Consider the following 13,793-nt stretch of genomic DNA (forward strand, 5'->3'; position numbering starts at 1 on the left):
TGTTTGGACATAACTTTTCAACTGCCCGGAAAAAAATTGCTTATACTATGCTATTAAATAGATAGGAATCCATAAATGAGTTCCATAAATGCCATATGGCACAAAAATGCTTGGATAATAGGTGAATAAATGTATTCTGATAGGATAAACTCATTGCCCCCATATTTGTTTGCAACAATAGACGAGTCTAAGGCAGCTATGAAAGCAAAAGGAGTAGATGTTATAGACCTGGGAGTCGGTGACCCGGATCAGCCAACACCTGCCCATATTGTTGATTCAATGTGCGAAGCAGTACGTAAGCCTGAAACACACAAGTACCCTTCCTACGCAGGAATGCCTGCTTTCAGGAAAGCTGCTGCTGACTGGTGTAAAGAAAGCAGAGGATTGGATTTAGATCCTGCAACTGAAGCCCTTACTTTTATAGGATCAAAAGAAGGTATTGCACATATACCACTTGCTTTTATCAACCCAGGTGATATAGCACTTTGCCCGGACCCCGCATACCCCGTATACAAAATAGGAACAGAATTCGCAGGTGGAGAAGCCCATATTATGCCGCTTCTCGAAGAAAATGACTTCCTGCCTGATCTGGATGCGATTCCAAAGGACAAGCTTGAAAAAGCAAAGTTAATGTTCCTGAACTATCCAAATAACCCAACAGCTGCCGTTGCTGATAAAAAGTTCTTTGAAGAGGTTGTACAGTTTGCACGTGAAAATGAAATCGTGGTCATACATGACAACGCCTACTCTGAAATGACATACGACAATTACAAAGCTCCAAGTTTCTTAAGCGTTGACGGCGCAATGGACGTGGGAATTGAGGTCTACTCCCTTTCCAAGACATATAATATGACAGGATGGAGACTTGCCTTTGCAGTTGGTAACAAACAAATAATATCCGGTATCGGTAAGGTTAAGTCCAATGTGGACTCCGGAGCCTTCGATGCTATCCAGATGGCAGGCATTACCGCGCTTAGCAGCTCCCAGCAATGTGTTTCAGATATGAACCGCATTTACGAACAAAGAAGAGATGCACTGTTAAAAGGACTTCGCGAACTGGGACTTGATGTCAAGCCACCTAAAGCAACATTCTACGTCTGGACACCTGTCCCTGATGGTTATGATTCAGTAGGATTTGCAAAATTGCTGCTTGAGACCGCAGGAATCGTGGCAACACCAGGTGTTGGCTTTGGAACTTACGGTGAAGGTTACATCAGGTTTGCACTTACACGCTCCGTTGAAAGAATCAATGAAGCAGTAGAAAGGATGAGCAAATTAAATATCTGATATTGCTTACCTTTTCTTCTATCTTTTTTTTATTTTTACGCTATCATAATAAATTGTTATTTTCATAACCATAGAGATGGTTCTATGTTATTTATTCAATCAACTGAAACACGTAGTAGTAGAAATATAAAAAAATATGAATTAAGGAAACAGTCATCCTAGCAATGAATCAGGACCTATACGCCCACTCTTTACCATATGATCTGCCAGCACCAGCGCCAGCATTGACTCAGCCACCGGCACCATTCTCGGAGGGATTGTCGGATCATGACGTCCATGTATCTCTATATCGATTTCTCCCATTGCAGCCATATCCACACTCTTCTGTGATTTTGATATAGAGGGCGTTGGCTTCACCGCAATACGACAGGTCAATGGCAAACCTGTAGAAAGACCACCTATAACACCACCTGCATTGTTGCTTCCAGGAACGACCTGACCATCCTTCATCACAAAAGCATCATTCATCTGGCTTCCTTTCATACGTGCACACTCAAAACCTGCACCAATCTCCACACCTTTGACAGCACCGATACTCATAAGTCCTCCGGCGATATCGGCATCTAGTTTACCGAACACCGGCTCACCCAGTCCTGCAGGCACACCTGTCGCAATTATCTCAACAATGCCACCAATACTGTCACCTTCATCGCGTGCAAGCCTCACCTTCTCAAGCATCAGTTCAGCTGCATTCAGGTCTGCACACCTCACCACGGTTTTCTCGACATTATTAAGGATATCCTCAACTGTGACAGGGCCTGCCTTTACACCACCCAGTTCAATTACATGTGCAAAGACTTCAATTCCGAAGCTCATAAGCAGTTTTTTTGCTATCGCGCCGCCTGCAACCCTTCCTATAGTTTCCCTACCTGAAGATCTTCCACCTCCTCTGTGGTCACGGAAACCATATTTTTCCGTGTAGAAAAGGTCCGCATGTCCAGGACGTGGAATGTTCCTGATATAATCATATGCTCCCGGATTAGCATTCCTGTTGCGCACAAGCATGGATATGGGAGTTCCAGTAGTTATGCCCTCAAAAACACCGGAAAGTATTTCGACAGTATCAGACTCCGAACGTGGAGTCGATACCTCACTCTGACCCGGACGTCTTCTATCCAGTTCCTTCTGCACATCTGACTCGGAGAGTTTAAGCCCTGCAGGAACTCCATCAACGACTACACCCACGGCTGAACCGTGAGATTCTCCCCATGTTGTAATCCTGAATGAATGACCAAAGGTGTTTCCTGGCATAGTCCTAAAAAAGTGCTGATTCTATTTATATCGACCGTGTGTGAGCTGGTTCTATGTGCACGAGGACATCCTCTATTCCGTCAAAACTTTCCTTGATCCGGTACTGAACAATATGAGAGATAGTGTGAGATTTATAAGTGCTCATATCAGGGTCTACTTCAACATGGAGGTCCACGTAGACACTTCCCGGAGGTCCACGTGTGCGTATATTATGGCAACCAACCACACCTTCTATATTATGGACTACCTGAGAGATATCTTCCGGATCTATCTGGGATTCATCGATCAGGATAGATATACTATGGAATATAATTTCTGCACCTGCATGAAGTATAACCAGGGCTATTAATATCGAAACTGCAGGATCAATGACAGGATAACCGAGCCGGATAGCTATCAGGCCTATAATGACAGAAAGTGAAACGTATATGTCACTTCTAGTATGAGCAGAATCAGCAAGGAGTAACTCGCTGTTTAATTCTTTACCTTTTTTGCTTTCATATGTGGTCACTGAATAATTGACTAACATTGTTCCAAGCATCACTGCAAAACTTATTGCAGTTACCTCCGGATGACTGCCATTTCCAAACCGGTTAAATGCCGAATGGACTATTTCAAAAGCAACAATGGCCAATATCACAGCGATCATTACAGAAGCCAGTGTCTCGAACTTACGATGCCCGTAAGGATGTTCTTTATCAGGAGGTTTGGCTGCTATTTGTATCCCTATAAGACCCACAATGTTTGAAACACCGTCAAAAAGAGAATGAAAACCATCTGACTGCATACTGAGCACATTTGTATAAAAGCCATAGACGATCTTGGCAAATGAAACAACCAGATTCAGGAAAAGCACATAGACCAGCACTTTTCGTATTTGTCTGAAACGTGAGTCAATGTCGTGCATCAATAAGAATATTGAACATCAACAATATAAAGTATATGATTTTTATGTCTAAAAAAAGAAGGGTAGCCAACAATCGTTAACACCAAGTGCTTTAATATATTAATAAATACATTAGATATTCAGGTGATTTTTTTGGTCCTGAATATAAAGAAAACTCATTTACTGATTTCATTACTACTCATAATTTCCCTGAGCTCAGGATGTCTTGAAACTCCTCAGGCAACTCCTGCAGCTATCGATGAGAATGCACTACTGGCCTACGGATGGTCACAATTATCCATTGAGGAAAACTCATTGGAACAAACAATTACCGATTCAACAAGCATAATTCTCAATTCCACGACTGTAAAATATCATAATGACAGGCTTACAGCAGATATCAATGAACAAGTTCTTGATTTTAAGGAATCCAATAACCTGCCGGTTTCCATAGACATACCTGAGAGTTTGAGCGCCCAGATAATCACATATCGTCTTTCTTTGCCTTCCGGAGCAAAATTACCTACAGAACTTGTTTCCAAAATAATGGAGAGCAAGATCGATGAAATGGAAGCAAACAATGACGTTACCAACGTAGAGGAAACAAGCACAAAAAAACTTATACTTGATGATGGGACGGAAACCATTGTAAAGATATTCTCTGCAGCTGGCAATTCAACAGATTCCGGAATGAGAATGTTAGGTTTTGTAACTGCATTTGAAAATGGCGATACAAGCACCATTGTTATTGGAGTTGTACCGAATGGAGAGTACAATATTGATGCCGGAATAGTAAATGGCACACTATTTTCAATTGACGGAAACAGCGAACTGGATGAAATGCTGGAACTTGTAAGTACCATCGAATGAAATGCAACCGGAAAATATAATTCGGATAAGTTCCGAGTTGAAAAGCATGGTAAAGATCGCAATTACTGGAAAAGGGGGAGTTGGCAAGACCACACTTTCAGGCACCCTTGCAAGGATGCTTGCAAGAGAAGGGTATGATGTGCTTGCAATCGATGCAGATGCCGACATGAACCTTGCTTCATCCCTTGGCGTTAAAAACCCTCCCCAGCCACTTACTGATTATAAGGATCTCATCGAAGAAAGAGCCGGGGAAAAAGGCGGCATGTTCAAGTTCAATCCAAAGGTCGATGACATCGTCGATAAATTCGGTGTAGTAGGGCCGGATAATGTGAAAATGCTTGTCATGGGTACAGTTGAAAAAGGAGGCAGTGGATGCATGTGTCCTGCATCAGCCTTCCTGAGAGCCTTTTTGCGTCATGCTGTCCTGAAAGATACCAGTGCAGTTATACTGGACATGGAAGCAGGCATCGAACATCTGGGCAGAGGCACCACTCGTGGTATAGACCTCATGATAATTGTGGTTGAGCCTGGAATGAGATCTATTGAGACTGCCCAGCGTATCAAGGAACTCTCAGAAGGCATTGATGTCAAGAACCTTGCTGCAGTTATTAACAAAGGGACTTCTGCAAACATTAAGCCTCGTCTCGAAGAACTTGGCATTCCTGTCCTGGGAGAGATACCATATGACACTGAACTCGTGGAAGCTGACTTCCAGGGCCTGGCTCCCATCGACGTAGGAGGTAAATGGGTGGATGCAGTCACTGATATCAAAAACAGCATGCTTGAAATGATAGCAGGTTTTGAGACAGAAGAATAGATTTGTGATCTCCATGATGGTCAAAACTTCCTGCAAGACGACAGAAGCTTACATCACAAAAGATGGTTCATCCATCAGGGAACTGATGCATCCTCTTGCGCATGGTAACTCAGCCCAGAGTCTCGCTGAGGCTACGGTACCAGCAGGAAGTACAACACTTTTGCATCGCCACAATGTTGCAGAAGAGATATACCATATTCTGTCGGGCTGTGGTCTGATGACACTTGGGGATGAATCAATTTTAGTCGATGAAGGAGACTCGGTCTGCATTCACCCCGGAACTCCCCATAATATCAAAAATACAGGAGAAAGAGAACTCAGATTACTGTGTTGCTGTTCTCCTGCCTATTCACACGATGATACTGAGATACTTGAATAAGCTAAATAAAATATAGGATCACAGGCAAAAGTATTACTCCCATTACATGGCTTTTTTTTACTCCCAGAAATGGTGCAAGCATTCCTATTGGAATTGCTATCACAAACACCAGCAATCCGAATAACCCTGTAGACAGCAATACCATTACTGCAAGGAAGAAAATAATCCCATAACAAAGTTTCGGGTAGTCGACTTTTTCCAGTACATGGTGGATGTTATCACCAAGATAGATCGTGGAAAAGTATGATAGTAATGATGTCAGCAGTATTGCACATAGAAAAAGCACCACCAATGAGAGTTCAAGAGATACACCGCCTATCAGTTCGTTTATAGCTACCATAGCTCCACTTCTTGTCTTTCCAACAAATGCAAGTGCCATCAAACCGAAAATTGCGTTACTTGTATTGACACCAGAAATGGATACAATAAACTCTTTTGAAGAACTAAGGAAAGCCTCATTATTCCCATATCCGGAATTGGAACTCTTTTCTTCCTGCTTAACAAAAAGACGTGCAAATACTGTTGCTATAGATGAAGATATTCCCGGCAACCACGCAACAATGGAACCGAAGATACTGCCAGTAACCATACCCCTGACGATCTTTCCGGTTTCCAGTTCCGGCTTTGAGTCATATTGTGTCGGGATAACTGGATCTGAGAACAAGCTTACTATAAGCTGGGATGCTCCAAAGAGTCCGCTTAGTAGTGGAAGTAATATTGAACCCTGACCCCAGTCAATTACAGGAACGGCAAGATAATCCATCCTGAATGCAAATACCCCTAAAAGACCGCTCATGCCAAAGAGCAAAAGGGCATAGACTCTTTTTCTCCAGACCTTTTGCCTTCCTTCACCATGATAATACTCATCTTTTTCAGTCATGACCATTACAAATACTACGAAAATTAGTATGAAGGCCATATTTTCCTGAATGAGACTATAACTTTTCACAAACAGAAGTGAAAGAGGGATCACAGTAAACATGGAAAACACCACTGAACCCGCACTTCCCAGTGCTGAGAGACGAATAGCCTGTGCACCCTGACCCTCAAGCAATAAGGTATGACCTGGAAGCACTGCTAGTGCCGTGTCCTCACCAGGTGCTCCAAGAAAGATCGATGGAATAATATCATGAAACGTATGTGATATTGCATTTGACAGTATCATGGCTGCAATGCAGATGACCGGAAATCCATATTCTGAAAGAAACGGAGAAAATGCAAGCAGTATAGTGCAAAATTATTGGTATGGATACCTGGCACAAGCCCTGAAATCACACCTAAAAGGTAACCTGTAATCACAGATACCAGAAATGCCCACAGGGGGGACATCTGTCAGCATACTCATCATCGTTTTCCTTTACGTTTTGTTCAGGAATATTTGATTAGTACTTAATTTTGTAACTATTCAGCCTGACTGTTTTAATGATGCAAAAAACAATATACTATGGCTTCATTCTATGTGTTAAAAAATATTCAGTAAAATATCATAAAAAACGTCTATCAATCTGAGGGGATTTGTATAGACCGCGAAGAAATACTTGCAGTTTATGAAGCTGGTCCAGAAGCAGTAGTAGAACTTGTAACTCGATTACTTGGGATAATTGAACATCAATCTCTCCAAATTGCACAACTTGAAGAGCGTGTCAGGCATTTGGAAGAAATGCTTGAAAAGAATAGTCGCAACAGTAGCAAACCACCTTCTACTGATTCTTATGCACGGAATAAACCAACCGTTAAAAGTCAAAGAAAAAAGACCAATAAGCATGTAGGTGGTCAAAACGGTCATCCTGGTACTACATTAAGAATAAATGATGATCCGGATGAAGTTATTGTTCATCCTGTTAATCAATGCGTCAATTGTGGGAGATCGTTAGCTTCTGTTCCCTCTGACTATGAAAGAAGACAGGTCTTTGACATTCCTCCTATAACTATCAATTGCATTGAACATCGTTGCGAGATTAAAACATGTCCCAAATGTTCTCATGTAAACAAAGCTCTTTTTCCAGATGGTGTAACTCAGCCGACTCAATACGGTCATCGAGTTAAGTCATTTGCAGTTTATTTGCACACTTACCAATTACTTCCTTATCAGCGTGTTACCAAGTTGTTCTCTGATATTTTGGGATGCAAGATAAGTCCTGCTACTTTGGTGAACACGGAACGTAGTTGTTTTGAGAAGCTTGGAGCTTTTGAAAATACAGTGAAACATCTCCTGAAAGAATCTCCTGTCATCAATCTGGATGAAACAGGAATGAGAATAAATGCAGTTCGTAATTGGCTTCATGTGGCAGGTACAGACAAACTGACCTATTATTTTGCACATCGTAAAAGGGGCTCAGAAGCAATGGATGCTATGGGCATATTACCAGGTTACACTGGTGTTGCAACACATGATTTTTGGAAACCGTACAACAAATATGAATGTCAACATTCATTATGTAATGCACATTTATTACGAGAGTTAACTGGAGCTTCCGAAAACAGGGATCAACAGTGGCCAAAGATAATGAGTGATCTCTTGATATGCATTAAACATCATGTTGATAATGATCTTTTAGATACTGAGCTAATTCAAAGGTTCAGTGAGGATTATGATCACATAACTTGTTTAGGAGTGAATGAAAATCCTCCTGATCCGGAATCAAATGTGCGGTCTAAAAAACGAGGACGTAAGAAGCAGACCACGGTAAAGAATTTGCTGGATAGGTTTATTGGCCATAAAGAGGATATCTTGCGATTTATGTACGACCAAAACGTTCCGTTTGATAACAATCAGGCTGAAAGAGAGATCAGAATGACGAAAGTACAGCAGAAGATATCAGGTACTTTCCGCAGTGAACAGGGTGCAAAAAATTTCTGCCGTATAAGAGGATACGTGTCTACTGTTAATAAGAATTCTGAATCTGTTATCGATGCAATTAGTGCAATATTTTATGGCAATTCATTTGTTCCAAAGTTGCAGAATTGATCGTGGATGAAGAAATCAGCTTGGTGGAAGTGAGCTAGGCTGAATAGTTACTTAATTTTTACTGTTTTGTTTTAAAATAAATGTCACTTAATAATTTCAACGCAGTGATCTATGACCCTGTAACAAAACATAGAATAACTTGGAAGTAAAAAGCACCGAACAATTCCCATACGGCCAGAGTCTGATGGTGCAGAAAGTATGGTTTAATCGACTTCAAAGAATTATTTGAAAAATAGTATGGTGCTCCGGCCGGGATTCGAACCCGAGTTTTCAGCTCGAAAGGCTGGAATGATTGGCCGGACTACACTACCGGAGCACGTTGATTTTGCTTTAGTGAAGCGACTCCAACATAACAGACATAGTTATTAAACCTATGCATCTATAAATTGAATTTCAATTGATTTTCACAAAAACAACACATATACAGTCGAATAGTTAGTACCTTGTGAGAAAAAATGAATGTTATTCGCGTCAACAGAACGATGCCGACACAAAACTGATGTGCTATGATCTTGGTATTGCTCACCTGACACAGCTTCTTCACCCAGCCTGACACCATAAAATTCTGGTCACTAATGTTTATATAATAAGATTCCATGTCCTAAAAGTAATGGATACCGAAATGATCAAATGCAGTAAATGCAATAAGGATGCCATTATCTACCAAAAATACTCAGGCATGCACCTGTGCAGGAAACATTTTATCGAGGATGTTGAGCGCAAGATAAAACTGACCATCAGGAAGCATTACAGCATAAAAAGGAATGAGACTATTGCTGTAGGCCTGAGCGGTGGCAAGGACAGCAGTACGACACTCTACATACTACACAGGATATTCGGCATGAGACCGGATATCAAACTTGTTGGTATTTCCATAGATGAAGGAATTGAAGGATACAGACCTCAAACCATTGAATCGGCGAAGAAACTTACCGATGAACTGGGTATCGAGCTAATTGTAAAGTCATTCAGGGAAGAATACGGTAAAACAATGGATGATATAGCACCTATGCAGAGAGAAAAAGGTGCATGCAGTTACTGTGGTGTCCTCAGGAAATCATTGCTTAACAAAACCGCACTTGAGATTGGTGCTACGCGACTTGCCATAGGACATAACCTTGATGATGAAGCTCAGACTATTCTCCTTAACCACCTTAAGGGCGATGTATCGCGTATGGTCAGGCTGGCACCACCAAAGGAACTTGAAGGACTTGTCCTACGTATGAAGCCTCTAAGGCAGATACCCGAGAAAGAAGTCGCTCTGTATGCGTATCTTCATGACCTGCCACTGGGTTTTGGAGGATGTCCCTATGCACATGAAGCCATGAGAAAGGAAATAAGGACTTTACTGAATGATTTCGAAGTTCGGCATCCTGGTACGAAATATGCCCTCCTTAGCGGATTCGATAAGATATCAGGCATACTTGGCAGGGAATTCCCACAGGAAGGACTGTCTAATTGCAGTATTTGCGGGCAAGCCTGTACAGCAGATATCTGCCAGGCATGCAAACTTCTTAAAAGAGATCAGTAGTCCATCATATAATCCTCAAAGGAATAGAGTTTCTTCTCTGTCCTGTTAAGGTAGAAACGTGTAAGCCATACGACAATCAGAGGCTGTATTACGATGGTGCTGAGGATGATTTCTGCAAACGACCATAGCTGGGCTACTACATCCACATAAGACGTTGCTTCTCCTACCAGAGTTAGAGCCACAGTTATTCCAACTACCCAAAGCCACATTAGAAAAACAGAAAATATATTGTTTCTGAAGACAGAGATTCCGTGTTCAATTGCACCGATAGGATCAAGGCCATCAATAACAAGAGCATAATCCACAAGGAAAAAAATAAGACTCAGGCTAATTATGTATAGAACCCATGCCAACATGCCGATCGTCAGTATTGTAACACCTGCAACTGCACTATCAGGATTTGCAAGGAAAATGCTAATATCACCTAATGAGATGATGCCCGGAACAAGGAATACCAGGCCTGCAATGGCGAGCAAGGAAACAAGTATATTTACAAGGAAAAGGTTAAGGAAGTTTTCCCGGCCTGCGTTGAACATATCACCAAGATTGGTATTGCCTTTTTCAGAAGCTGCCCTTGCCATCCCTATAGCTCCAGCTGCAAAAAAGGACTGCACCAACATGTAAAGCAAGAAAATTATAATTCCCACAAAAATCAGCAACCACATGTTTTCTGAAAATACGTCCGAAAACATGCTCAGCATTTCTTCCGGTGATATACTTCCAGGGTCAATATTCTGCTGTGAAACAACCGGAACGATAAACATCAGTGTAAAAATAATCAATGAAAAAATAAAGAATGCAATTGCTGTCATCATTTCAAGTATAAAAGGGACACAGATGTTAAGATTCTTTGTCCAGGTACCAAAACCTTTGCTAATAACCGTTCCAATGTCCTCAACCATTAGTATAACTCCAGAGGGAGTTTCTATGTATCACTAATATTTAGTTGCATCCCATAGGAAAAACAGACAAATTGTATATACAAAGATGAGTAAATTAAAAATGTACAATCAAATCATAAACCTTAAATACCATAATGACTTTTCATGATTGTTATTGCACGGGTGGCTCTTTTCATACATAAAACCCACTCCCACACTAAACCCCACTCCCCAAATACATTAAACCCCACCCGTGCAAAATGGGTTCTTTGTTTATCTACATAAAAATTATTATGTTGTTACTGCATGGAAAGCAAGAGGATTTGAAAAAAACGATTCCTGCAATTAAGATTTTTTAATATCATTTTATAAAAAATACCTGTGGGTTTGAGACTTCTGCTCAAGAAAAGACAGTACAAACTGCCAGATCAAAATATTATAGGTCAAATCAGGCATTCACCTGAGTGTAAAATGGATTAATATCATTATAACATGTGAGGATCGATTGGTCTGGCATTCTGTAGGAAAAATAAGCACCTATTGACAAAATACTCGTTTTATTTTACCAAGTTTTTTATCCCTTAACTTTTCTTGATTGAGAGATTTGATCTATTTGTGAGGTTATTTGTTTCCATAATTTAACGACCAGAATATAAAAAAGTACGTTGCTTCTACTTGATAGCAAAAATAACAGGATGAAGTAAATCAAAAAAATAAATGTTTCCGGCTAATGCCGGAAATTAAGTTCTTTGATTTAGAAAATACCTGCGCCAATGAACAGTGTTGAGAACAGGATTGCAACCATGTTAACTACCTTAATCAGGGCGTTAAGTGCAGGTCCGGATGTATCCTTGAAAGGATCACCGACGGTGTCACCGACAACAGCTGCCTTGTGAGCCTCTGAGCCTTTTCCACCATGCTTTCCATCTTCAATTAGTTTCTTTGCATTATCCCATGCACCGCCACCATTGTCCATTGTGAGTGCAAGCAAAAGACCACAGACAATGATACCGATCAGCAGACCGCCAAGAGCTGCAGGACCAAGTACAACTCCGACTATCAGTGGTGTGAAGATAGCAAGTGCACCGGGTATGGCCATTTCACGGATTGCTGCTGCGGTAACGATGTCCACACATTTACCGTATTCCGGTTTTGCGGTTCCTTCCATGATACCTGGAATCTCGCGGAACTGGCGGCGAACCTCGTTAACGATCTTGAATGCTGCCTTTCCTACAGCCTGCATTGTAACAGCACTGAATATAAAGGGTAGCAGTCCACCAATAAAAAGACCTACAAGAACAGTAGGGCTATTAAGACTAAGAGCAGTCTCGGTCAGATCGACCTTGTGGGTGTAATCTGCAAAAAGAGCCAGAGCACCCAGGGCCGCAGAACCTATAGCATATCCTTTTGTGACAGCTTTTGTAGTGTTACCTACTGCATCAAGTGCATCGGTGATCTTACGTACATTTGATGGCATGCCAGCCATTTCTGCGATACCGCCTGCATTGTCAGTGATAGGTCCGTATGAATCAAGTGCTACAATCATTCCGGTTGTTGAAAGCATTGCTGCTGCTGCTATCGCAATACCATAAAGTCCGATTGAAGGATCTGTTGCACCACCCACAACGAAGAAGGAGGACAGGATACCGAGAATGATGATGATTACCGGAAGTGCAGTACTCTCAAATCCGATCGCAAGACCCGAAATTACGTTTGTACCTGCTCCTGTTTCGGAAGCTGCGGCAATTGTCTTTACCGGGCGGTAAGATGTTGAGGTATAATATTCCGTGATAACCACCATGAGAACCATGATAACAATACCTACTAAAGCTGCATAGTAGAATCTCATGTCACCCATGAGGGAAGTTGTTACGAAGTAGAAAGCGATAAGAGAAAGAACTGCTGAAACTGCTACTCCTTTGTATAACGCTTTCATGATCTTACCATCACTACCGACTTTTACGAAGAATACGGAAATGATGGAAGCGAAAATTGCCACTGCACCAAGGATGAGTGGATAAAGAATTGCATTTGAATATGAATCAAGGATAAGTGAACCAAGAAGCATTGATGCGAGAACCGTTACCACATAGGTCTCAAAGAGATCAGCGCCCATTCCGGCACAGTCACCTACATTGTCACCTACGTTGTCAGCAATCACACCAGCATTGCGTGGATCATCTTCAGGAATCCCTGCCTCGACTTTACCGACAAGGTCCGCACCTACATCCGCTGCCTTGGTAAAGATTCCGCCTCCGACCCTTGCAAAGAGACTGATAAGACTTGCACCGAAACCAAACCCGACTACAAGGTCCACATCACCATAGAGGATGTAGAAACCGCTTGTACCAAGAAGTGCAAGACCTACAACAGCAAGACCGGTTACCGCTCCACCACGGAAAGCAACAGACATTGCCTTCTGCAAACCCTTTGAGGCTGCATGTGCAGTTCTGACGTTTGCCCTGACAGAGACATTCATACCTACGTATCCTGCTGCTGCTGAACTGATTGCACCAACAAGGAAACCTATTGCAATCTTGCTGCCATCCTCAAGGAGAGCGAAGATGAGTACTGCAAGAATTACAGCCACTATTGCTATTGTTTTGTACTGACGATTCAAGTATGCCATCGCACCTTCCTGGATAGCACCTGCTATTTCCTGCATTTTCTCTGAACCAGGGTCCTCTTTGAGGACAGTGCGTGCAAAGAAACCGGCAAATAGCAAACTGATAAGACCAGCAAGAGGGGCGAGATAAATTAAAGCTTCCATATTAAAACTCCTCTTAATATAGTTTATTTTAAATATTAAATTTTAATCAACTTTACTTTTATAAATATTCATAAAGCAGCAGGTCATTGACAGAATGACCTGTTACATAATTTTTTACAACTCGGCTATAATGAATAATATAATATATAAATG

Annotated in this window: 11 protein-coding genes and 1 tRNA gene; 6 read left to right on the forward strand and 6 right to left on the reverse strand. The window is 41.6% G+C overall.

Annotation, left to right across the window (positions count from 1 at the left end; translation table 11 throughout):
• The first annotated feature begins 129 nt into the window (after window positions 1-129).
• A complete protein-coding gene (locus tag V7O67_RS11020) occupies window positions 130-1,287 on the forward strand; it encodes an LL-diaminopimelate aminotransferase (RefSeq protein ID WP_342304793.1) in 1,158 nt (385 codons plus the stop codon).
• Between the two features lie 153 nt (window positions 1,288-1,440).
• On the opposite strand, the gene aroC is transcribed toward V7O67_RS11020, so the two are convergent.
• Together aroC and V7O67_RS11030 are read right to left on the reverse strand one after the other, a co-directional pair.
• Window positions 1,441-2,538: a chorismate synthase gene (gene aroC, locus V7O67_RS11025; protein WP_406670009.1), complete on the reverse strand. Its 1,098-nt coding sequence runs from the start codon at window positions 2,536-2,538 to the stop codon at window positions 1,441-1,443.
• 25 nt (window positions 2,539-2,563) lie between these two features.
• Complete coding sequence (locus tag V7O67_RS11030; protein WP_342304791.1) at window positions 2,564-3,445, reverse strand: cation diffusion facilitator family transporter; 882 nt, start codon at window positions 3,443-3,445, stop codon at window positions 2,564-2,566.
• A 132-nt stretch (window positions 3,446-3,577) separates the two neighbouring features.
• Here V7O67_RS11030 and V7O67_RS11035 point away from each other — a divergent pair, with 132 nt between their 5' ends.
• From V7O67_RS11035 to V7O67_RS11045, 3 genes are read left to right on the forward strand one after another with little or no spacing between them, the layout of a single operon-like run.
• Entirely contained in the window at window positions 3,578-4,294 is a 717-nt protein-coding gene (locus V7O67_RS11035) for a hypothetical protein (protein WP_342304790.1), read from the forward strand.
• A gap of 46 nt (window positions 4,295-4,340) precedes the next feature.
• A complete protein-coding gene (locus V7O67_RS11040; protein ID WP_406670010.1) occupies window positions 4,341-5,111 on the forward strand; it encodes an AAA family ATPase in 771 nt (256 codons plus the stop codon).
• A gap of 13 nt (window positions 5,112-5,124) precedes the next feature.
• Window positions 5,125-5,490: a cupin domain-containing protein gene (locus V7O67_RS11045; protein WP_342304788.1), complete on the forward strand. Its 366-nt coding sequence runs from the start codon at window positions 5,125-5,127 to the stop codon at window positions 5,488-5,490.
• A 1-nt stretch (window position 5,491) separates the two neighbouring features.
• Here V7O67_RS11045 and V7O67_RS11050 read toward each other — a convergent pair whose 3' ends face one another.
• Window positions 5,492-6,718: a tripartite tricarboxylate transporter permease gene (locus tag V7O67_RS11050; protein WP_406671465.1), complete on the reverse strand. Its 1,227-nt coding sequence runs from the start codon at window positions 6,716-6,718 to the stop codon at window positions 5,492-5,494.
• Between the two features lie 291 nt (window positions 6,719-7,009).
• Between V7O67_RS11050 and tnpC the strand changes: the two genes are divergently transcribed.
• Complete coding sequence (tnpC, locus tag V7O67_RS11055; RefSeq protein WP_406671457.1) at window positions 7,010-8,458, forward strand: IS66 family transposase; 1,449 nt, start codon at window positions 7,010-7,012, stop codon at window positions 8,456-8,458.
• A gap of 238 nt (window positions 8,459-8,696) precedes the next feature.
• Here tnpC and V7O67_RS11060 read toward each other — a convergent pair.
• A tRNA-Glu gene (locus V7O67_RS11060) sits at window positions 8,697-8,774 on the reverse strand.
• A 294-nt stretch (window positions 8,775-9,068) separates the two neighbouring features.
• Between V7O67_RS11060 and V7O67_RS11065 the strand changes: the two genes are divergently transcribed.
• Window positions 9,069-9,989, forward strand: coding sequence for a TIGR00269 family protein (locus V7O67_RS11065; protein WP_406670011.1), 921 nt, complete (start codon window positions 9,069-9,071; stop codon window positions 9,987-9,989).
• Here V7O67_RS11065 and V7O67_RS11070 read toward each other — a convergent pair.
• Window positions 9,983-10,891: a hypothetical protein gene (locus tag V7O67_RS11070; RefSeq protein ID WP_342304786.1), complete on the reverse strand. Its 909-nt coding sequence runs from the start codon at window positions 10,889-10,891 to the stop codon at window positions 9,983-9,985. The two genes, V7O67_RS11065 and V7O67_RS11070, sit on opposite strands and share 7 nt — an antisense overlap.
• Window positions 10,892-11,624: 733 nt before the next feature.
• Window positions 11,625-13,640, reverse strand: coding sequence for a sodium-translocating pyrophosphatase (locus tag V7O67_RS11075; protein ID WP_406657604.1), 2,016 nt, complete (start codon window positions 13,638-13,640; stop codon window positions 11,625-11,627).
• Window positions 13,641-13,793: the final 153 nt, after the last annotated feature.

The sequence above is a fragment of the Methanolobus sp. ZRKC4 genome, from assembly GCF_045291305.1.
Taxonomy (GTDB): Archaea; Halobacteriota; Methanosarcinia; order Methanosarcinales; family Methanosarcinaceae; genus Methanolobus.

Bases quoted from the DNA above. Each gene is read 5' to 3' on its own strand.
- V7O67_RS11070 (WP_342304786.1), bottom strand. From the start codon at position 10,891: ATGGTTGAGGACATTGGAACGGTTATTAGCAAAGGTTTTGGTACCTGG.
- V7O67_RS11065 (WP_406670011.1), top strand. From the start codon at position 9,069: ATGGATACCGAAATGATCAAATGCAGTAAATGCAATAAGGATGCCATT.
- V7O67_RS11075 (WP_406657604.1), bottom strand. From the start codon at position 13,640: ATGGAAGCTTTAATTTATCTCGCCCCTCTTGCTGGTCTTATCAGTTTG.
- V7O67_RS11040 (WP_406670010.1), top strand. From the start codon at position 4,341: ATGGTAAAGATCGCAATTACTGGAAAAGGGGGAGTTGGCAAGACCACA.
- aroC (WP_406670009.1), bottom strand. From the start codon at position 2,538: ATGCCAGGAAACACCTTTGGTCATTCATTCAGGATTACAACATGGGGA.
- V7O67_RS11045 (WP_342304788.1), top strand. From the start codon at position 5,125: ATGATGGTCAAAACTTCCTGCAAGACGACAGAAGCTTACATCACAAAA.
- V7O67_RS11020 (WP_342304793.1), top strand. From the start codon at position 130: ATGTATTCTGATAGGATAAACTCATTGCCCCCATATTTGTTTGCAACA.
- V7O67_RS11030 (WP_342304791.1), bottom strand. From the start codon at position 3,445: ATGCACGACATTGACTCACGTTTCAGACAAATACGAAAAGTGCTGGTC.